The organism is Bacillus methanolicus, from assembly GCF_028888695.1.
Lineage (GTDB): Bacteria > Bacillota > Bacilli > Bacillales > Cytobacillaceae > Bacillus_Z > Bacillus_Z methanolicus_B.
Window position 1 is genome coordinate 904,021 of the sequence record NZ_PNFF01000002.1, and the last position, 18,604, is coordinate 922,624.

Below are 18,604 nucleotides of genomic sequence, written 5' to 3' on the forward strand. Positions count from 1 at the left end.
ATGCGGTGAGAAAACTTTCAATAATCGCGTTATCTCTCATCCTCTTGCTGACTGCATGTGCGCCGAACTTTCAAAAGCAGGAGGAAGTCGTCCAAAAAACAGACGACTCGAAAAAAGAAAAAGCGATTATTCCTAAATACAAAATTTCGGAAAAATACTATCGGACAATTATGCCTTTTGAGCCGAGTGAAGCTCGCGGCCTTGTCGTGAACAATCTTAATACGAGATATGACATTAGTGAATTTGAAACAGGCTTGATCAGGCTTGCCCAAAATACATTTGATCCTGATGAATATGTGTTTAAAGAAGGACAATATCTTGACCGGAAAACGGTACAACTTTGGTTAAACCGAAAGTTTACACCTGAACAGTTAAAGGAAGAAAATCTCAGCGAAGAAGAAAACATTGGGCTTAACCCGCTCGATGACGGAAAAGGCGACATCAAAGAACGGAATAATAGGAATCCGATTTATCTTGCCCATATTTTGGAACACGACTACCTTAAAAAAGGAGAAAATGAAACATATCATCTTGGCGGTGTTGTGATCGGCCTAGCTTTAAATTCAGTCCATTATTATCAAACAGAACAATTTGGAGCCACCTTTGAAAAGAAAATCCCACATGATGAACTTGAGAGAGAGGGGAAAAAAATAGCTGAAGAAGTGGTCAAACGGTTAAGAAAAATGGATGGATTAAAAGATGTGCCAATTATGATAGGGCTGTTTGAACAGGAAAGCCGTTCTTCAGTCGTACCCGGCAACTTTTTTGCTTACACGAATGTAGCAGAAGGCAGTTCAAGTATTGGTGAATGGGAAAAAGTGAATGAGGATTATATGCTGTTTCCTTCTCCGGAGGCAGAAGAGAAACACCGTGACGATTGGACAATGTTTCAAAACTTTAAACAGGATGTAGAAGAATATTTTCCTAACTTTAACGGCGTTATCGGCAAAGCTTTTTATGCAGAAGGACAGCTGCAGGAACTAAATATTAATATCCCGATCCAATTCTACGGAAAAGCCGAAGCAGTAGGATTTTCCCAATATGTAACCGGATTGGTAATGGAACATTTTCCTGATTATATTTCTGTTAGTGTGAACATTACATCCGTAAATGGTCCGGAAGCATTAATTGTCCGAAAGGCCGAACAGGATGAGCCGTTTGTTCATATTTACGAGTAAAATGTGTAGCCAGAGGGTTTTCTGGCTCTTTTTTATTTTGGATATTAATCTTTAGGAATACTGGGAAAAATAAGAATATTTCCTATGTTTGAAGTGAAGAAAAGAAACATGATAGAATGGTAACTGTGTGTAAACGCTTAATTCATAAGGAGGCAGGAAAATGGTACAACCATACAAACATGAACCTTTTACAGACTTTACTGTGGAAGAAAACCGCAAAGCGTACCTGCAAGGCTTAAAAACAGTTGAGAGCTATTTAGGTCAAGACTATGATTTAGTCATTGGCGGTGAGCGCATCTCAACAGAAGATAAGATTGTTTCCATCAATCCTTCCAATAAAGAGGAGGTTATCGGCCGCGTTTCAAAAGCAAACAAAGAGCTTGCTGAAAAAGCGATGCAGGCTGCCGTAGAAGCGTTCAAAACATGGAGAAAAGTAAAGCCGGAAACACGTGCAGATGTACTGTTCAAAGCTGCAGCGATCCTTCGCCGCCGCAAACATGAATTTTCAGCGTTATTGACAAAAGAAGCAGGAAAGCCGTGGAAAGAAGCGGACGCCGATACAGCAGAAGCGATTGACTTCCTTGAATACTATGGACGCCAAATGCTTCGTATTAAAGATGGTGTACCGGTAAACAGCCGTCCAAATGAGTTCAACCGCTACGACTACATTCCATTAGGAGTCGGAGTCATTATTTCCCCTTGGAACTTCCCGTTGGCGATCATGGCGGGAACAACGGTTGCGGCTATTGTATCCGGAAATACAGTTGTGTTAAAACCTGCATCTGCCACTCCGGTTGTTGCAGCGAAATTCGTAGAAGTGATGGAAGAAGCAGGCCTTCCAAAAGGCGTGTTAAACTTTGTTCCTGGAAGCGGTGCAGAAGTAGGCGACTACTTAGTTGATCATAAAGATACTCGATTTATTTCCTTCACGGGATCCCGCGATGTGGGCTTGCGCATTTACGAACGAGCATCGAAATTAAGTGAAGGCCAAATCTGGCTGAAGCGAGTGATCGCGGAAATGGGAGGAAAAGATACCATTGTCGTTGATAAAGAAGCTGATCTTGAATTGGCAGCACAATCGATCGTAGCGTCTGCGTTCGGATTCTCCGGGCAAAAATGTTCGGCTTGTTCCCGTGCGGTTATCGTTGAGGATGTATATGATCAAGTATTAAACCGCGTCGTGGAGTTGACGAATCAATTAACAGTTGGAAATCCTGAAGATCAAAACACTTTCATGGGTCCTGTGATTGATCAAAACGCGTACGATAAAATTATGGAATATATTGAAATCGGGAAGAAGGAAGGCAAACTGATGACAGGCGGGGAAGGAGACAACTCTAAAGGCTTCTTCATTAAGCCGACTGTATTTGCCGACCTTGATCCTAATGCGCGCATCATGCAGGAAGAAATCTTCGGACCTGTTGTCGGCTTTGCAAAAGCAAAAGATTTCGACCATGCAATTGAAATTGCGAACAACACTGAATATGGTTTAACAGGTGCGGTTATCTCAAATAATCGTGAACACATCGAAAAAGCGCGCGAAGATTTCCATGTCGGAAACCTGTACTTTAACCGCGGATGTACTGGCGCCATCGTTGGGTACCAGCCGTTTGGCGGATTCAACATGTCCGGTACAGACTCAAAAGCAGGCGGTCCTGACTACTTGCTTCTTCACATGCAAGCAAAAACAACTTCAGAAATGTTCTAAGAACTTTCAGCCCCTTCCCATTTTGGGAAGGGGTTTTTTGCGTTTCTTCAAACTTTTTTCCATCCCCTAATCCCCAATAGTAAAGCCACTGGCATGAATCAAAACACCCTGAAGATAGGCTTTAAAATGTTTTATTAAAAAAATTTTTTCAAAAAATTATTAAAAGGGTTTCATTTTTAAAAAATCTGTTATATAATACAAAATATAAACAATATGTGTATTATAACAAAGGGGTGTATCAAAACTCATGTCCACTCAAACGACAGGCATTGAAATTGTTGGTTCGATGAAACTAGGATATGAAGAAATCCTAACGACTGAAGCACTCAACTTTATTGAAGAATTGGAAAAAAAGTTTGGCCCGCGGAGAAAAGAACTGTTACAGCTCCGGCAAAAACGGCAAGAAGAAATCAACCAGGGAAAACTCCCGGACTTTCTTCCTGAAACAGAGCATATTCGAAACGGAGATTGGACAATAGCGCCGCTTCCGGACGATCTCCGCGACAGACGCGTGGAAATTACCGGACCAACTGATCGAAAAATGATCATAAATGCGTTGAATTCCGGTGCCAAAGTCTTTATGGCGGATTGTGAGGACGCCACTTCGCCAACTTGGGAAAACATCGTCGAAGGGCAGATCAATCTTAGAGATGCAGCGAACCGGACGATCTCGTTTGAAAATCCAAACGGCAAGAAATATGAATTGAACGAAAAAACAGCCGTACTTCTTGTTCGTCCTAGAGGACTTCATCTTGAAGAAAAACATTTGCTTCTTGATGGAAAACCGATTTCCGGCAGTTTCTTCGATTTTGGAATGTACTTTTTCCATAATGCGAAGAATCTGATTGCGAGAGGAACCGGCCCGTATTTTTACTTGCCGAAGCTTGAAAGCCATCTTGAAGCAAGGCTTTGGAATGACGTATTTGTTTATTCACAGGAAAAGCTAGGTATCCCTCAAGGAACAATTAAAGCAACGGTTCTTATTGAAACGATTTTGGCTGCGTTCGAAATGCATGAGATTTTATACGAATTAAGGGATCATTCCGCCGGATTAAACTGCGGGCGCTGGGATTATATTTTCAGCTACTTGAAAAAGTTCCGCAATCACGAGAATGTCATCTTGCCTGACAGATCACAGGTGACAATGACTGTTCCGTTTATGAGATCTTATTCACTGTTGACAATTCAAACATGCCATCGCCGAAAAGCACCGGCAATTGGAGGCATGGCGGCACAAATTCCTGTTAAAAACGATCCGAAAGCAAATGAAGAAGCTTTTGCAAAAGTACGTGCCGATAAAGAGCGGGAAGCACGCGACGGTCATGATGGGACATGGGTAGCACACCCTGCTTTAGTTCCGGTAGCGCTTGAAGTTTTCAACCGGGAGATGCCTAATGCCAATCAAATTGAAACAAAAAAACTTGAAGATCTCAACGTTTCAGCCAGCGATTTGATCGAAGTTCCTGAAGGCACGATCACTGAAAATGGTGTCCGAATGAACATCAATGTCGGAATTCAATATGTTGCATCATGGCTCGGCGGCAGAGGAGCAGCGCCAATTCACAATCTTATGGAAGATGCTGCTACAGCCGAGATTTCAAGGGCGCAGCTTTGGCAATGGATCCGCCATCCAAAAGGTATTTTAGATGACGGCAGAAAAGTGACCGTTGAGATGTACGAGCAGTTTAAGAAAGAAGAGCTTGAAAAAATTAAGCAGGAAATTGGTGCGGAAAGCTTTGCAAATGGCCGATTCGATGAAGCGGTTGAATTGTTTGACAAGCTGATTTTAGAAGATGAGTTTGCTGATTTCCTAACTCTTCCGGGTTATGAAATTTTATAGATAAATAGATTTATAAATTTTAAGGAGGATATTAAACATGACAGATTCTAGAGTACAACAATTGCAGGAAAGCTGGGAAAAGGATTCTCGCTGGAAAGGAATTACCCGTCCTTATTCAGCAGAAGATGTAATCAAATTACGAGGATCAATTGACATTGAGTATACACTGGCACGCCGCGGAGCGGAAAAACTTTGGAAGCTTGTAAATGAAGAAGATTTTATTAATGCACTTGGCGCGCTTACAGGTAATCAGGCTGTTCAGCAAGTAAAAGCAGGTTTGAAAGCTATTTACTTAAGCGGCTGGCAAGTTGCAGCTGATGCAAACCTTGCTGGACATATGTACCCTGACCAAAGCTTATATCCGGCAAACAGTGTGCCGCAAGTAGTAAAGCGTATTAATCAGGCTCTGCAGCGCGCTGACCAAATCCATCATTCTGAAGGAGACAATTCAATTGATTGGTTTGCTCCGATTGTAGCCGATGCGGAAGCAGGCTTCGGCGGCCAGCTGAACGTGTTTGAATTGATGAAAGCGATGATTGAAGCCGGAGCTGCCGGAGTACACTTCGAAGATCAGCTTTCTTCAGAAAAGAAATGCGGACACCTTGGCGGAAAAGTATTGCTTCCAACACAAACTGCAGTGAAAAACTTGATTGCAGCCCGCCTCGCAGCTGACGTAATGGGTGTACCAACTGTATTAATTGCCCGCACGGATGCGAACGCAGCGGATATGGTAACAAGTGATGTGGATCCGTACGATGCTCCGTTCATTACCGGAGAGCGTACAGAAGAAGGATTCTTCCGCACAAAAGCCGGTTTAGATCAAGCGATTGCCCGCGGATTGGCGTATGCACCGTATGCTGATATGATCTGGTGCGAAACATCTGAGCCAAATTTAGAGGAAGCAAGACGTTTTGCGGAAGCGATTCATGAGAAGTTCCCTGGTAAACTGTTAGCTTACAACTGCTCGCCATCATTCAACTGGAAGAAAAAGCTTGATGATGAAACAATCGCGAAATTCCAGGTTGAACTTGGAAAAATGGGCTACAAGTTCCAATTCGTTACACTTGCAGGATTCCATACTTTGAACCACAGCATGTTCGAACTAGCAAGAGGCTACAAAGATCGTGGAATGGCAGCTTACTCAGAACTGCAGCAAGCGGAGTTTGCAAGCGAAAAGTACGGCTACACTGCTACAAGACACCAGCGTGAAGTCGGAACAGGCTACTTCGATGAAGTTGCAATGGTGATCTCAGGCGGAAAAGCTTCAACAACTGCTTTGAAAGGCTCAACAGAAGAAGAACAGTTCACCGTCGCAGCAAAGTAATAGCTATACCTTTTATTGCCATGATTTTTCACCTTAATTTCACCTAAATTTCTCCCAAATTCTTTACCTTCTTTACCACTTTAAAGCACAGCGGGCCAGACCCGCACCGCTTTAAAGTGGTAAAGGAGGATTTTTTTGCTCTTGATGGATACGATGAGAATGCACTTTTTTTTGGGTATGTTACATACAAAGATAGTAGCCTTATGGTAAAGGAGGAATTGGTGTTGCCGAAACAAAATGTTGATGATTATATCCAGCAGGGGATTCATGGCCCGAAAGAAACCAAACCGGATGAACGGCGAAAATTTTTAGGCACACTGAGAGAAAGGATTGTCGTTGCCCTTACACAACAGCAAGTGAGAGAAAACGGGATTTATAAAGAAGCTGAGACTTTAATGATGGAAAACCCGAAAGCCCACCTCTACTTAAACGGGAATATGGATTATTCCCATTTGTCCAAATATATAAAAGTGGCAAAAAAATACAAAATTGAGTCTACAATCGTGGCAAATAAAGACCATGACACAGAAATTGGCCTTGTACTTGCCTATGATCATGCAATCGATAAGGAAGATATTTATCTTTCGAAGCAGAAAGAGGAAAAGCAGCAGTCCCAAAAAGGAAAAAGCAAAAAAGGCCTGCTGTCCGTTTTCAGAAACGTTTTTAAAAAAGGATAGAGCGGATGCTACTGGTTCGTTGACACTCCCGATCTGTTTTGCATACCGGTACGGGATAGATTTTCTACTTCTTTATTCAAACGGAACGCCGTTATCGAGTAAACAACTATTAAAACAAACGGCAAAATTTTATAAGCTTCAGCCATGTAAATATAACCGATCACGGTTGATGCTGCGACTTGAGCAACCGTTTGAAATAAATAGGCATTGCTTTTATAAATCCAAACATACGGGAAAAAATGTGCCCCTGCAAGGATGCCGATAATAAACGGAATCCATTGGGGTTCATTCATCATGACAAGAATAACGACAGGGATAAAGAATATTTGCACCCCTCCGACCAGGCCTCCGACTGTAGAAAGAGGATTATCCTTTGCTAAAAAGTCAATCTTAAGCAGTTTCGCGATTGCAAATCCGAGCGGCAGGATCAGCCCGATACCGTAAACATATATCCAAATAAGGATATTTTGTGGAAAAAGAAACCCGGAAATGCCGGCTGCCAGCCAGAAGAAAATGCCCGCATAAAACATAGGGACTCCTTTTTTCGCACGTATTGATAGATCTTCATGCAATTTTTCAATACTCATGAAATCTTCTCCTTTTTTCAAAATATCTTTACGCACGTCTTTATCAAACCGGAATTTTCTTACATACTGACTTAATTATAAGAAATGTTTCTTCCAAGCGACAGTATATTTTTTCTGAATTTAAAAAGTTTTTCAGCAACAATAAACATGCGGACCATCACATTTACTGATGAAAACAAACTGTTTAGGCTGTGCGATTGCAAATGGACAGTGTGAAGCTATGGGCGGAGTTAATGCGAAAACGCGATTTTCATGTTCATTCGAAATATGGAAAAAGAGCAGTCAAACAGTAAGAACTTGATTAAATTCATGTTAAAATAACGAAAGATATGATGTTTTGAACCTTTCTTCATTTTTGAAAATTGCAGGAAAGAGTTTCAAACAATCTTGCTCTAAAGCGCTAAAGTCTGATATGATCATATTATTTGAGTGAAAAGGAAACATTCGGAGGTGACTAGCATGTCAAGGATTTCAAAAGACCAGGTGAAGCATGTCGCCCATCTGGCAAGACTTGCGATTACAGAAGAAGAAGCTGAAAAATTTACGAAACAGCTGGACGCAATTATTTCGTTTGCTGAGCAATTAAATGAGCTTAATACGGAAGACGTAAAACCAACTTCGCACGTTCTGGAAATGAAAAATGTGCTGCGCGAGGACAAGCCTGAGAAAGGACTTCCACAGGAAGAAGTATTAAAAAATGCTCCGGAACATGAGAAAGGACAATTCAAAGTACCGTCCATATTAGAATAAGGAGGGATAAAAGTGAGCTTATTTGATCATAAAGTTTCAGAGCTCCATGAGCTTTTACATAAAAAAGAAATCAGCGTTTCCGACCTTGTTGATGAATCGTACAAACGAATCAGCACGGTTGAGAATAAGGTGCAGGCATTCTTAACATTGGATGAAGAAAATGCCCGTGCTGCTGCCAGAAAAATGGACGAAAAGCTAGGTGCAGATGAATCAAAAGGATTGCTGTTTGGCATGCCAATCGGAATAAAAGACAATATCGTTACGAAAAATTTGCGAACTACGTGTGCAAGCAAAATTCTCGAAAACTTTGATCCTATTTATGACGCAACGGTCATGAAAAAATTACATCAAGCAGAAACCATCACAATCGGAAAGTTGAACATGGACGAATTTGCGATGGGTTCTTCTACTGAAAACTCCGCTTTTCAAAAAACACGCAATCCATGGAATTTGGAAACGGTGCCTGGAGGGTCATCCGGCGGCTCAGCGGCCTCTGTCGCAGCAGGCGAAGTGCTTTTTTCTTTAGGTTCTGATACAGGAGGATCCATTCGCCAGCCGGCAGCGTTTTGCGGTGTAGTAGGACTAAAACCGACATATGGACGCGTTTCGCGCTTCGGCCTCGTTGCGTTTGCGTCTTCTCTTGATCAAATCGGGCCGATCACCCGAAATGTTGAAGATAATGCATATTTATTACAGGCGATTTCAGGTATTGATCCAATGGATTCCACATCAGCGAATGTGGATGTGCCGAACTTTGTGGACGCACTGACAGATGATATTAAAGGGTTAAAAATTGCAGTTCCAAAAGAATACCTCGGAGAAGGGGTGCGAGAGGAAGTACGCCAGTCTGTCCTTGATGCGTTAAAGGTGCTTGAAAAATTAGGCGCTGTATGGGAAGAAGTTTCCCTTCCGCATTCAAAATATGCACTGGCTACTTATTATTTGCTTTCTTCTTCAGAAGCATCCGCCAACCTTGCTCGATTTGACGGCGTCCGTTACGGATACCGGACTCCAAATGCGGAGAACTTGATTGATATGTACAAAAAGACTCGTGCTGAAGGCTTTGGCGATGAAGTCAAGCGGCGAATCATGCTCGGTACGTTTGCTTTAAGTTCGGGATATTATGATGCTTATTACAAAAAAGCGCAAAAAGTGCGTACGCTTATTAAAAAAGACTTTGAAGATGTCTTTGAAAAATATGATGTAATTATCGGACCGACTACTCCGACACCGGCCTTTAAAATCGGGGAACAAGTGGATGATCCGTTAACGATGTATGCAAACGATATTTTAACGATTCCTGTCAATCTTGCAGGTGTTCCGGCAATCTCTATTCCTTGCGGCTTTGCAAATGGCTTGCCGCTTGGCCTGCAAATTATCGGCAAACATTTTGATGAAAGCACCGTATATCGTGTTGCCCATGCGTTCGAACAGGCAACTGATTTTCATAAACAAAAACCACAGTTGTAAGGGGTGAGAAGAATGAAATTTGAAACAGTGATAGGCCTTGAAGTACACGTAGAATTAAAAACTGATTCCAAAATCTTTTCGGCAAGCCCGAACCAATTTGGCGCTGAACCTAACACAAATACTTCTGTTATTGAACTCGGATATCCGGGCGTACTGCCTGTTTTGAATAAAAAGGCTGTCGAGTATGCGATGAAAGCGGCCATGGCACTAAACTGTGAAGTGGCAACAGAAACGAAGTTTGACCGCAAAAACTATTTTTATCCGGATAATCCGAAGGCATATCAGATTTCCCAATTCGATAAGCCGATCGGCAAAAACGGCTGGATTGAAATCGAAGTGGACGGGAAAAAGAAAAAAATTGGAATTACCCGCCTACATTTAGAGGAAGATGCAGGGAAATTAAACCACGAAAACGGCTATTCCCTTGTAGATTTAAATCGCCAGGGCACGCCGTTAATTGAAATTGTTTCGGAGCCGGATATCCGTACTCCTGACGAAGCGTATGCCTATCTTGAAAAATTAAAATCAATCATCCAATATACGGGTGTGTCTGATTGTAAAATGGAAGAGGGTTCCCTACGCTGTGATGCAAATATATCAATCCGCCCGGTTGGCCAAAAAGAATTCGGAACAAAAACCGAGTTGAAAAACTTAAACTCTTTTAATTTCGTCCGAAAGGGTTTGGAGTATGAAGAAAAACGCCAGCGGGAAGTGGTGCTTGCAGGCGGAACGATTCAGCAGGAAACGCGCCGGTATGATGAAGCGACAAATACGACGATTTTAATGCGTGTGAAAGAAGGTTCGGATGACTATCGCTACTTCCCGGAGCCTGATCTTGTGGAATTGTATATTGATGAAGAGTGGAAAGAACGCGTAAGAGCAGAAATTCCTGAGCTGCCTGATCAGCGGAAAAAACGCTACATCGAAGAACTTGGACTGCCTGCTTATGATGCTGCTGTTTTAACAGTAACAAAAGAAATGGCTGACTTCTTTGAGGCGACTGTCAAAGCCGGTGCAGATCCAAAACAAGCATCCAACTGGATGATGGGAGAGGTGTCTGCTTACTTAAATGCGGAACAAAAAGAGCTTCACGAAGTGTCTTTAACGCCTGAAAGCCTCGCGGGCATGATTAAGCTGATCGAAAATGGCACAATTTCTTCGAAAATCGCCAAAACAGTATTTAAAGAGTTAATTGAAAATGGCGGAGATGCAGAGCAAATTGTCAAAGAAAAAGGACTTGTTCAGATTTCCGACGAAGGAGCGCTTCTAAAAATTATTGCAGAAGTCATTGAGGCGAACCCACAATCAGTACAAGACTTTAAAAATGGGAAGGGTAAAGCGATCGGCTTCCTTGTCGGCCAGGTAATGAAAGCGACAAAAGGACAAGCCAATCCGCCGTTGGTCAATAAATTATTAAATCAAGAATTGCAAAAGCTATAATTCTGTAGAGGCTGTCTTATAAGGGTCAGACCTCATGTGCATTTATCGATATATAGCACATTTATCCAACATTATGTCCTATATATTGTGGTATAGGGTCTGACCCTAGGCTTTTGAGATAGCCTCTTTTTAATTTTTAGCAGATTAAGATCGGTCTTCTGGTCGGCACTGTTTTTGTCGAAATGAGCTTAGCAGCATTTGACAATTTCCGCATCTATTTCCCGGGAAAAATGTATGATATTCATGCACTCTTTCGAAAATTAATCAAACGTTTGATTAATAATTTGTTCATCGTTTTTTGAAGAATGGTGTAGAAAAAGGATATTGGCACATACCGAGTGAATATAGTAAAATATATGTGCCGTCGGGATATAGCTCAGCTTGGTAGAGCACTAGCATGGGGTGCTAGGGGTCGCAGGTTCGAATCCTGTTATCCCGATTTTTAATATTCAAGAGTTATTATCAAAGGGGGGGCTGATTCAGAAGCAAAGGATCAGCCCCCTCACTAAAAAACATTCTACATATTGTCATTGTCGGAGGGGCCAGACCCATAAAGGGTCAGCCTCTTTTTTGTCTTCTCTTAATTAAATAGAATTTTCGAAAGGGAGAAAAAAATCAAAAAAGTCCTTGCAATCATCAATGACTGTGATATATTAAACTATGACAATAATATAATTGGCACTAGGGGTGCCGGAGAATGGCCGGCTGAGATAAAGATCCGAATCTTTGACCCTTTTACCTGATCTGGTTAGTACCAGCGTAGGGAAGTGTATTGACTTAGTCATACAAAAGCAGATTCCTTCCGTTGGAGTCTGCTTTTTTTGACTCCGGCGATAATGAATATTTGCATGGTATTCCCTATCCCCCAGTGCCTGAACATTGGAGGGATTTTTTTGTGAAAAAAACACAGAAGCTTACGTTAACTGCCATGATGATTACGATTGGTACACTGACAAGCCACATGTTTTTTATCCCGATAGGATTTGCCAAAGTTTTTCCAATGCAGCATTTTATTAATGTTTTGTCAGCAGTTTTATTAGGTCCGTATTACGCAGTGGCTCAGGCGCTTTGCGTATCCATTTTAAGAAATCTAATGGGAACCGGCTCCGTTTTTGCGTTTCCGGGGAGTATGATCGGGGCCTTTTTGGCAGCATATTTATTTTCAAAGACGAAAAAGACATCTATGGCTTTTGTTGGTGAAGTCACCGGAACAGGTTTGTTGGGTGCTCTTGCTTCATATCCGATTGCAGTCCTTTTACTGGGAAAAGAAGCAACAATATTTGGATTCATTCCTTCGTTTATGGTCAGCTCCTTATCAGGTGCTTTTATCGGTTATGTCATTCTGACTGTTTTTTTGAGAAATACTGCGGCAAAAGAGAAGTTACTTGAAAAGACATCTTTTCATAACAGGATTTGAATATTTAGACAAATTTGCACCATATCAGCTCTTTAAAGCCGCATGTATCAAATAAATATTCAATTTTGAGGAGGAACTATTATATGACAAACGATTTTACTCAAATGATGTATACTTTTCCGGGAAGCAAAAAAGTGTATGTGGAAGGATCAAGACCTGATATTCAGGTCCCGATGCGGGAAATCTCGCTCAGCCCGACAGAATCCATGTTTGGAAAAGAGGAAAATAAGCCTGTGCGTGTGTATGATACAAGTGGTCCATACACTGATCCGAATTATGAGGTTGATTTGAAAAAAGGGCTTCCAAAGCTTCGCAGAAAGTGGATTTTGGAAAGAGGAGATGTTGAGGAATATCAAGGCAGATCTGTTAAGCCTGAGGACAATGGCTACCGCAGCGAAGAAGAAGCAAACCGGAAGATCGAGGTTTTTCCAAATACGAACAACCGTCCGCTGAGAGCGAAAAAAGGGCGCAATGTCACGCAAATGCATTATGCAAAAAAGGGAATCATTACCCCTGAGATGGAGTTCATTGCGATCAGAGAACAGCTCGATCCTGAATTTGTCCGCAGTGAGGTAGCTAGGGGAAGAGCAATCATTCCGGCAAATATTAATCATCCTGAGGCCGAGCCAATGATTATTGGGCGCAATTTTCATGTGAAAATTAATGCGAATATTGGGAATTCGGCTGTATCCTCGTCAATTTCAGAAGAAGTTGAAAAAATGACTTGGGCCGTCCGCTGGGGTGCCGATACGATCATGGATTTATCGACAGGAAAAAACATACATACAACAAGGGAATGGATTATTCGAAACTCTCCGGTTCCAGTCGGAACAGTGCCAATTTATCAAGCACTTGAAAAAGTGAAAGGCGTGGCCGAAGATCTGACATGGGAAGTTTACCGGGACACATTAATTGAGCAGGCGGAGCAAGGTGTTGACTACTTTACGATACATGCCGGAGTTTTACTTCGCTATATTCCTCTGACTGCAAAACGGACAACCGGGATTGTTTCCCGCGGAGGATCGATTATGGCTCAATGGTGCTTGGCACATCACGAGGAAAATTTCTTGTATACTCACTTTGAGGAGATTTGTGAGATTTTAAAAGCGTACGACATTTCCGTCTCATTAGGAGATGGTCTAAGACCGGGTTCAATTGCCGATGCAAATGATGAAGCGCAATTTGCAGAACTTCAAACGTTAGGCGAGCTTACTGAAATAGCGTGGAAGCATGATGTCCAAGTAATGATTGAAGGCCCGGGACATGTACCGATGCATCTTATAAAAGAGAATGTGGATAAGCAAATGGAAATTTGCAAAGAAGCTCCATTCTACACATTGGGACCTTTAACAACAGATATAGCACCGGGATATGATCATATTACATCAGCGATTGGTGCGGCGATGATCGGCTGGTTCGGCACAGCGATGCTTTGTTATGTTACGCCAAAAGAGCATTTAGGCTTGCCGAATAAAAATGATGTAAGAGAAGGGGTTATTGCTTATAAAATTGCGGCGCATGCAGCTGATTTAGCAAAAGGCCATCCTGGTGCCCGCATAAGAGATGACGCACTTTCAAAAGCACGTTTTGAATTTCGCTGGAATGACCAGTTTAATCTATCTCTTGATCCTGATCGGGCGAGGGAGTATCATGATGAAACACTTCCAGCCGAAGGAGCAAAAACAGCTCACTTCTGCTCAATGTGCGGTCCAAAGTTCTGTTCGATGCGGATTTCACAGGATATTCGAAATATGGCAAAGGAAAAGGGCATGACCGAAGATGAATTTATTAAGACTGGAATGAAAGAAAAAGCACAGGAGTTTGTCGATAATGGATCAGTTATATATAAATAAAGATCGGGAATCTCTTGTTGTCGAAGAGTTGCAGGAAGAGGTGAAACGTCTCAAGGAAAATATTAATCAACTAGAACAGCAAATTCACTTCATTCAAAAGAATTGTAAACATGTTTTCCTTGAATTTGAGGGCTTTCGAAAATGCATAAAATGTCAAAAAATTGATGTTCAATATTATTAAAAGTAAGAAAAAATGACTTAAAAACATACTAAGATTAGTAGCACAGATCACGGCCATGATCTGTGCTACTATTTTTTATAGTAGAAGGCTGACCCGTAAGTTCCCGGCTCCCGTCAGCAGTTATTAAATATTGTAGAAACATTGTTTCAATATTTAATAACTATGGGTGCCAGGCTCTTCTGGGGTCAGCCTCTCTTAAAATCCGAACAGCATACTGATAAATTTTTTTCTCTGTTTCTTTTTTTGGCCAGACTGATCAAAAACAAGCAGGTTTTCTGATTTTTTCTTCTCGCTATGCTTTTGCTCAAGAAGTTCAATACGTTTATGCAGTTTTTTTATTTCATTTTGCAGTTCCTCGATTTCGCGTCGGTGCTGGAGAAGCTGATAGGAGACGACGGAATCTGCTTTATCATCAAGTTTTCTTTCCAAATCATTTATTTTATTGACTAGTTCCTCGTTTACTCTATCATTATTTGATGTCTTAGCCGTACCTTTGCGTGTTTTTTTTGCAGTTACGGCAAGATCTTGAAGAGGAACACCGTTTTTGAGCTGTTCATGAACTTGTTTTAAAAGTTCAATATCTTCATCAGTAAACACATAATGTCCAAGTTCATTTCGTTCCATTTTAAGATTCAGCTGCTTCACCCATCGCTGAACCGTGCTTTGTGAAACTCCTAATAACTTTGCAACAGCACTTGTATTCATCATGATCCCCCCTCTTTAATTTTACAGTTCGATGTTCTTTTGGAAATTCCTTTCCGGTTGACAAAACAAGTTTTTATTCGGCAAAGAAAGTGGTTTCTTACGATTTTTTTTTTAAGGATGTCGATAAATAAGAGAAGGTTATCGAATGCTTAAATAAATTAGCCTTATAAAAAGAACTTTACAAATGGCGCATTGATGCATTTAAAAAATAGAACAAAAGGTAAGCTTTTATTTAAGAATTCACAATAATTATGTAAAAAACTATTTTAAAAAAAGGAATTTAATTTTGGGAATCGAAATTTAATACATATTTTTAAGTAGAAAGACCGTCTTACAAAAATTACTTCTAATTTTCTTACGAGAAAGGGGTGGCCGACGGTGGCATGGAATGAAAATCAAGTTACAAAACTATTAAACATTCAATACCCGATTTTCCAGGCACCAATGGCAGGAGGGATTACGACCGCAGAATTAATCAGTGAAACTTCCAATCACGGGGGTCTTGGAATCATCGGGGCGGGCTATATGAAGCCGGAGGAGATCCGAAATGAGATTCTTAAAGTCCGCGAACGAACTTCAAAGCCGTTCGGGGTGAATTTGTTCGTTCCGTCATTAAGTGTTGACGAAAGTTTTTTCAGGACGGCTGGCAAGGGGATTGAAAAATATATTTATAGAAGAAATGGCGCCTTATGAGGAGCAGATTCCGCCGTTCCCAATCCAAAATACATTAACTGGAACGATCCGCAAAAAATCAGCCGCTTTAAATAACAAAAAATATATGTCCCTTTGGGCAGGCCAAGGGGTGCGTCTCGCAAAACAAACCACCGTAGCAAAACTAATGGCAAAACTCGTGCAGGACATAGATGCTTTAACACGTTAATGCACTGCGGGTCTGGCCCGCAGTGCGTTAATGCGTTAACGCTTTACTGTAGTGAGGGCAAGACCCTCAAAGGGATGCAGGGGGATTGATTCTGTCGTTTTTTATTCGTTTGTCATTGATTTTTGGTTCTTCTTTATTGATGAAGTTCCGGATGTTGGAGCGGTGCAAGAAAATAAGAAAAATCGTAAAAAGTGCAAAAACAATCGAATAGAATGTATCCTGCTGAATTAACGAAAAAATGAATAAAGATATACCGACTGAAATCGAACCGAAAAACACATATTTTGTAAGGGAGATCACCAGAAAAAAAGAAGTGTAAGCAATCACAAACATCCAAATATTTGAAACGAGAAGCACCCCTGCGGTAGTCGCAATTGCCTTTCCGCCCCGAAAGCCGGCAAAAACGGGGAAACAATGGCCAATAACTGCAACTAGCCCAAAATACAGAGGATCAATTTGGACGGAAAACATAGCAGGCAGCAAAGAAGCAAGCGCACCTTTTCCGACATCGACGAGCAATACCACAATTGCAGCTTTTTTCCCCAATACTCTCAATGTATTTGTTGCTCCGGGATTATTGCTTCCATGCTCCCTTATGTCTATTTTGAAAAAATATTTGCCGAAAAACAAAGCAGTTGGGATGGACCCCAAAAGATATGCTAAAAGAAAAAGAAACCATGTCATAATTTATTTCTCATCCCTTTCAGTGGAAAGGGGCGGAGCTGCGTTAACAAAAATAGAAATGCCAACCTACTTCAGGAAGATACAAATGTAGATTTGCAAATATTTAGAGCCTGGCTTCGCTCACACCGCCTTATTTTGTTGGTTATCTTCTAAAATGAAACATAGTTCCATGCTAGGGTTGGGAGTTTAAAACCTATGCCTCGTTTTTTGTTTAAGACGTCTCTATTCCATCATTCGTTTCATAACTTAAGAGAACTATATGATCTCCCCCGTAAACAAACGATGAACAAACCCTGTCTTAATTGTATTCAACTTCATTTTACCATATAATATTTTTATCGTAATATTCTAAAAAATACTTTCCATACTGTTCAGCATGTTTGTTATGTTTGTGTTTTAAAATTGCAAACACAAAAAAATTCCGCTACAAAAGCAAAGATACTTTTGATTGAAAGGAGGTCAAACATGGTTAAAGTACTGTTTGTCTGTTTGGGGAATATTTGCCGCTCACCAATGGCTGAAGCAGTTTTTCGACATAAAGTTAAAGAGGCAGGACTGGAGGATAAAATTTCTATAGATTCGGCTGGAATTGGCCACTGGCATGTGGGGAAGCCCCCTCATGAAGGCACCCGACGGATTCTCACTGAGAACAACATTGACTATGCTGGCATAACAGCCAGGCAGATAAGCTCGGAAGATCTGGAAGAGTTTGATTATATTATCGCCATGGATGAGGAAAATGTCCGCCATTTGAAGAAGTTGGCTCTGGAGGAGCACCATTCTAAAATTGTCCGTTTGCTGGAACTTCTCCCCGGCAGTGACATTCTGAATGTACCCGATCCTTATTATACGGGAAACTTTGAGCATGTGTATGAGCTGATTAATAATAGTTGCGAGCATTTGCTGCGCCATATCCAGCAGCGTGAGCAGCTATGATACATAAAGTAGAGGCCATTTTGCATGAAATGGGAGACCAATCAGCACTGAATGAGGTGACACCTGTTTCCGGTGGTGATATCAGCCGGGCCTTTCAAGCGAAAACAGCCAATGGTGTCTATTTTATTAAAATGAACGATAAGGCTCCTGAGGATTTCTTTCAGAAAGAGGCTGAGGGACTAAACCTTTTACGACAAGCAGGCGCTTTATCTGTTCCAAAGGTATATCATGTCAGCCCCTCATCAGCCGATGACGGGTATATCGTCATGGAATGGGTTAAAGGGGAGCCGGCACCTGATGCGGAATCCCGTTTAGGGCATGGCCTTGCATTATTACATCAGCACACCCATACGCACTATGGATTGGCTGAAAACAACTATATTGGCAGGCTGCCACAGCCTAATGGCTGGGAAAAGAGCTGGACTCGTTTCTTAAGAGAACAGCGCTTAGGATTTCAAGCAAAATTAGCCGATAAAAGAGGGAGACTCCCCACAGGACGAAAAATAAGGCTTGAAAAGCTGCATGACAGACTTGAGCAATGGGTTCCCGATTATCACCAGCCTGTCCTTCTGCACGGGGATCTGTGGAGCGGGAACTGGTTGGCCGGCCCACGGGGAGAACCTTATCTGATTGATCCGGCTGTCTTCTATGGAGAACGGGAGTTTGAACTTGCTTTTACCGAACTGTTTGGAGGCTTTTCCCCTCGTTTTTATGCCGCTTATCGGGATGTCCAGCCATTATCCGATTACTATGAGGAAGTTCGCCCCCTTTATCAGCTGTATTACTTGCTTGTGCACTTGAATCTGTTCGGTGAATCCTACGGTCCGGCTGTGGATCGCATTTTAACATACTATGTAGGCTAAGAGGAGCATACCTGAAGTACAGAAATAGAATAATATGGTTAATTCTTCGACACTGTACTGGAGATTTCCTGAATCGTCTACTTTTCATCTATTTTATGATAATATTAACTT

At 41.5% G+C, this 18,604-nt stretch carries 18 protein-coding genes, 1 tRNA gene and 1 riboswitch; of the genes, 16 read left to right on the plus strand and 3 right to left on the minus strand.

Annotation, left to right across the window (positions count from 1 at the left end; all coding sequences use genetic code 11):
- Positions 1-5: 5 nt before the first annotated feature.
- From C0966_RS16215 to C0966_RS16235, 5 genes are all read left to right on the plus strand, one after another.
- Complete coding sequence (locus C0966_RS16215) at positions 6-1,178, plus strand: CamS family sex pheromone protein (protein WP_274856693.1); 1,173 nt, start codon at positions 6-8, stop codon at positions 1,176-1,178.
- A gap of 160 nt (positions 1,179-1,338) precedes the next feature.
- Entirely contained in the window at positions 1,339-2,886 is a 1,548-nt protein-coding gene (pruA, locus tag C0966_RS16220; RefSeq protein WP_274856694.1) for an L-glutamate gamma-semialdehyde dehydrogenase, read from the plus strand.
- Positions 2,887-3,133: 247 nt separating this feature from the next.
- A complete protein-coding gene (gene aceB, locus C0966_RS16225) occupies positions 3,134-4,726 on the plus strand; it encodes a malate synthase A (protein ID WP_274856695.1) in 1,593 nt (530 codons plus the stop codon).
- A 37-nt stretch (positions 4,727-4,763) separates the two neighbouring features.
- Positions 4,764-6,050 (plus strand): isocitrate lyase, encoded by a 1,287-nt coding sequence (gene aceA, locus C0966_RS16230; RefSeq protein ID WP_274856696.1) that lies wholly within the window; start codon positions 4,764-4,766, stop codon positions 6,048-6,050.
- Positions 6,051-6,274: 224 nt separating this feature from the next.
- A complete protein-coding gene (locus C0966_RS16235; protein WP_274856697.1) occupies positions 6,275-6,727 on the plus strand; it encodes a YueI family protein in 453 nt (150 codons plus the stop codon).
- Positions 6,728-6,735: 8 nt separating this feature from the next.
- Here the strand turns inward: C0966_RS16235 and C0966_RS16240 are convergent, their stop codons facing one another.
- Positions 6,736-7,314, minus strand: a complete 579-nt coding sequence (locus C0966_RS16240; protein WP_274856698.1) for a DUF7010 family protein — start codon at positions 7,312-7,314, stop codon at positions 6,736-6,738.
- 459 nt (positions 7,315-7,773) lie between these two features.
- Between C0966_RS16240 and gatC the strand changes: the two genes are divergently transcribed.
- The 7 genes from gatC to C0966_RS16275 all read left to right on the plus strand — a co-directional run bounded on the left by gatC (position 7,774) and on the right by C0966_RS16275 (position 14,425).
- Entirely contained in the window at positions 7,774-8,064 is a 291-nt protein-coding gene (gatC, locus tag C0966_RS16245; RefSeq protein ID WP_274856699.1) for an Asp-tRNA(Asn)/Glu-tRNA(Gln) amidotransferase subunit GatC, read from the plus strand.
- 12 nt (positions 8,065-8,076) lie between these two features.
- Positions 8,077-9,534 carry an Asp-tRNA(Asn)/Glu-tRNA(Gln) amidotransferase subunit GatA gene (gene gatA / locus C0966_RS16250; RefSeq protein WP_274856700.1) on the plus strand — a complete coding sequence of 486 codons (1,458 nt, stop codon included), beginning with the start codon at positions 8,077-8,079 and terminating at the stop codon, positions 9,532-9,534.
- Positions 9,535-9,546: 12 nt separating this feature from the next.
- Positions 9,547-10,974: an Asp-tRNA(Asn)/Glu-tRNA(Gln) amidotransferase subunit GatB gene (gatB, locus tag C0966_RS16255; protein ID WP_274856701.1), complete on the plus strand. Its 1,428-nt coding sequence runs from the start codon at positions 9,547-9,549 to the stop codon at positions 10,972-10,974.
- A gap of 365 nt (positions 10,975-11,339) precedes the next feature.
- Positions 11,340-11,413: transfer RNA gene (locus C0966_RS16260), tRNA-Pro, on the plus strand.
- A 234-nt stretch (positions 11,414-11,647) separates the two neighbouring features.
- Positions 11,648-11,757: riboswitch (TPP riboswitch) on the plus strand.
- 112 nt (positions 11,758-11,869) lie between these two features.
- On the plus strand, positions 11,870-12,391 hold the full coding sequence (gene thiW / locus C0966_RS16265; protein WP_274856702.1) for an energy coupling factor transporter S component ThiW: 522 nt from the start codon (positions 11,870-11,872) through the stop codon (positions 12,389-12,391).
- Positions 12,392-12,474: 83 nt separating this feature from the next.
- Positions 12,475-14,244 carry a phosphomethylpyrimidine synthase ThiC gene (gene thiC / locus C0966_RS16270; protein WP_274856703.1) on the plus strand — a complete coding sequence of 590 codons (1,770 nt, stop codon included), beginning with the start codon at positions 12,475-12,477 and terminating at the stop codon, positions 14,242-14,244.
- Positions 14,222-14,425, plus strand: a complete 204-nt coding sequence (locus C0966_RS16275; RefSeq protein ID WP_274856704.1) for a hypothetical protein — start codon at positions 14,222-14,224, stop codon at positions 14,423-14,425. The genes thiC and C0966_RS16275 overlap by 23 nt, the downstream gene beginning before the upstream one ends.
- A 195-nt stretch (positions 14,426-14,620) precedes the next feature.
- Here C0966_RS16275 and C0966_RS16280 read toward each other — a convergent pair whose 3' ends face one another.
- A complete protein-coding gene (locus C0966_RS16280) occupies positions 14,621-15,130 on the minus strand; it encodes a MerR family transcriptional regulator (RefSeq protein WP_274856705.1) in 510 nt (169 codons plus the stop codon).
- Between the two features lie 378 nt (positions 15,131-15,508).
- Here C0966_RS16280 and C0966_RS18610 point away from each other — a divergent pair, with 378 nt between their 5' ends.
- Together C0966_RS18610 and C0966_RS18615 are read left to right on the plus strand one after the other, a co-directional pair.
- Positions 15,509-15,823, plus strand: coding sequence for a nitronate monooxygenase (locus C0966_RS18610; protein WP_342456743.1), 315 nt, complete (start codon positions 15,509-15,511; stop codon positions 15,821-15,823).
- On the plus strand, positions 15,786-16,010 hold the full coding sequence (locus tag C0966_RS18615) for a nitronate monooxygenase (RefSeq protein WP_342456744.1): 225 nt from the start codon (positions 15,786-15,788) through the stop codon (positions 16,008-16,010). The genes C0966_RS18610 and C0966_RS18615 overlap by 38 nt, the downstream gene beginning before the upstream one ends.
- Positions 16,011-16,076: 66 nt before the next feature.
- Here C0966_RS18615 and plsY read toward each other — a convergent pair whose 3' ends face one another.
- Positions 16,077-16,694 (minus strand): glycerol-3-phosphate 1-O-acyltransferase PlsY, encoded by a 618-nt coding sequence (gene plsY / locus C0966_RS16290; RefSeq protein WP_274856706.1) that lies wholly within the window; start codon positions 16,692-16,694, stop codon positions 16,077-16,079.
- Positions 16,695-17,159: 465 nt separating this feature from the next.
- On the opposite strand from plsY, the gene C0966_RS16295 reads away from it, so the two are divergent.
- Together C0966_RS16295 and C0966_RS16300 are read left to right on the plus strand one after the other, a co-directional pair.
- Positions 17,160-17,630 (plus strand): low molecular weight protein-tyrosine-phosphatase, encoded by a 471-nt coding sequence (locus C0966_RS16295; RefSeq protein WP_274856707.1) that lies wholly within the window; start codon positions 17,160-17,162, stop codon positions 17,628-17,630.
- Positions 17,627-18,493, plus strand: a complete 867-nt coding sequence (locus C0966_RS16300) for a fructosamine kinase family protein (RefSeq protein ID WP_274856708.1) — start codon at positions 17,627-17,629, stop codon at positions 18,491-18,493. Before C0966_RS16295 ends, C0966_RS16300 begins: the two co-directional genes overlap by 4 nt.
- Positions 18,494-18,604: the final 111 nt, after the last annotated feature.

Bases quoted from the DNA above. Each gene is read 5' to 3' on its own strand.
- pruA (WP_274856694.1), top strand. From the start codon at position 1,339: ATGGTACAACCATACAAACATGAACCTTTTACAGACTTTACTGTGGAA.
- aceB (WP_274856695.1), top strand. From the start codon at position 3,134: ATGTCCACTCAAACGACAGGCATTGAAATTGTTGGTTCGATGAAACTA.
- aceA (WP_274856696.1), top strand. From the start codon at position 4,764: ATGACAGATTCTAGAGTACAACAATTGCAGGAAAGCTGGGAAAAGGAT.
- C0966_RS16240 (WP_274856698.1), bottom strand. From the start codon at position 7,314: ATGAGTATTGAAAAATTGCATGAAGATCTATCAATACGTGCGAAAAAA.
- gatC (WP_274856699.1), top strand. From the start codon at position 7,774: ATGTCAAGGATTTCAAAAGACCAGGTGAAGCATGTCGCCCATCTGGCA.
- gatB (WP_274856701.1), top strand. From the start codon at position 9,547: ATGAAATTTGAAACAGTGATAGGCCTTGAAGTACACGTAGAATTAAAA.
- thiC (WP_274856703.1), top strand. From the start codon at position 12,475: ATGACAAACGATTTTACTCAAATGATGTATACTTTTCCGGGAAGCAAA.
- C0966_RS16275 (WP_274856704.1), top strand. From the start codon at position 14,222: ATGGATCAGTTATATATAAATAAAGATCGGGAATCTCTTGTTGTCGAA.
- C0966_RS16280 (WP_274856705.1), bottom strand. From the start codon at position 15,130: ATGAATACAAGTGCTGTTGCAAAGTTATTAGGAGTTTCACAAAGCACG.
- plsY (WP_274856706.1), bottom strand. From the start codon at position 16,694: ATGACATGGTTTCTTTTTCTTTTAGCATATCTTTTGGGGTCCATCCCA.
- C0966_RS16295 (WP_274856707.1), top strand. From the start codon at position 17,160: ATGGTTAAAGTACTGTTTGTCTGTTTGGGGAATATTTGCCGCTCACCA.
- C0966_RS16300 (WP_274856708.1), top strand. From the start codon at position 17,627: ATGATACATAAAGTAGAGGCCATTTTGCATGAAATGGGAGACCAATCA.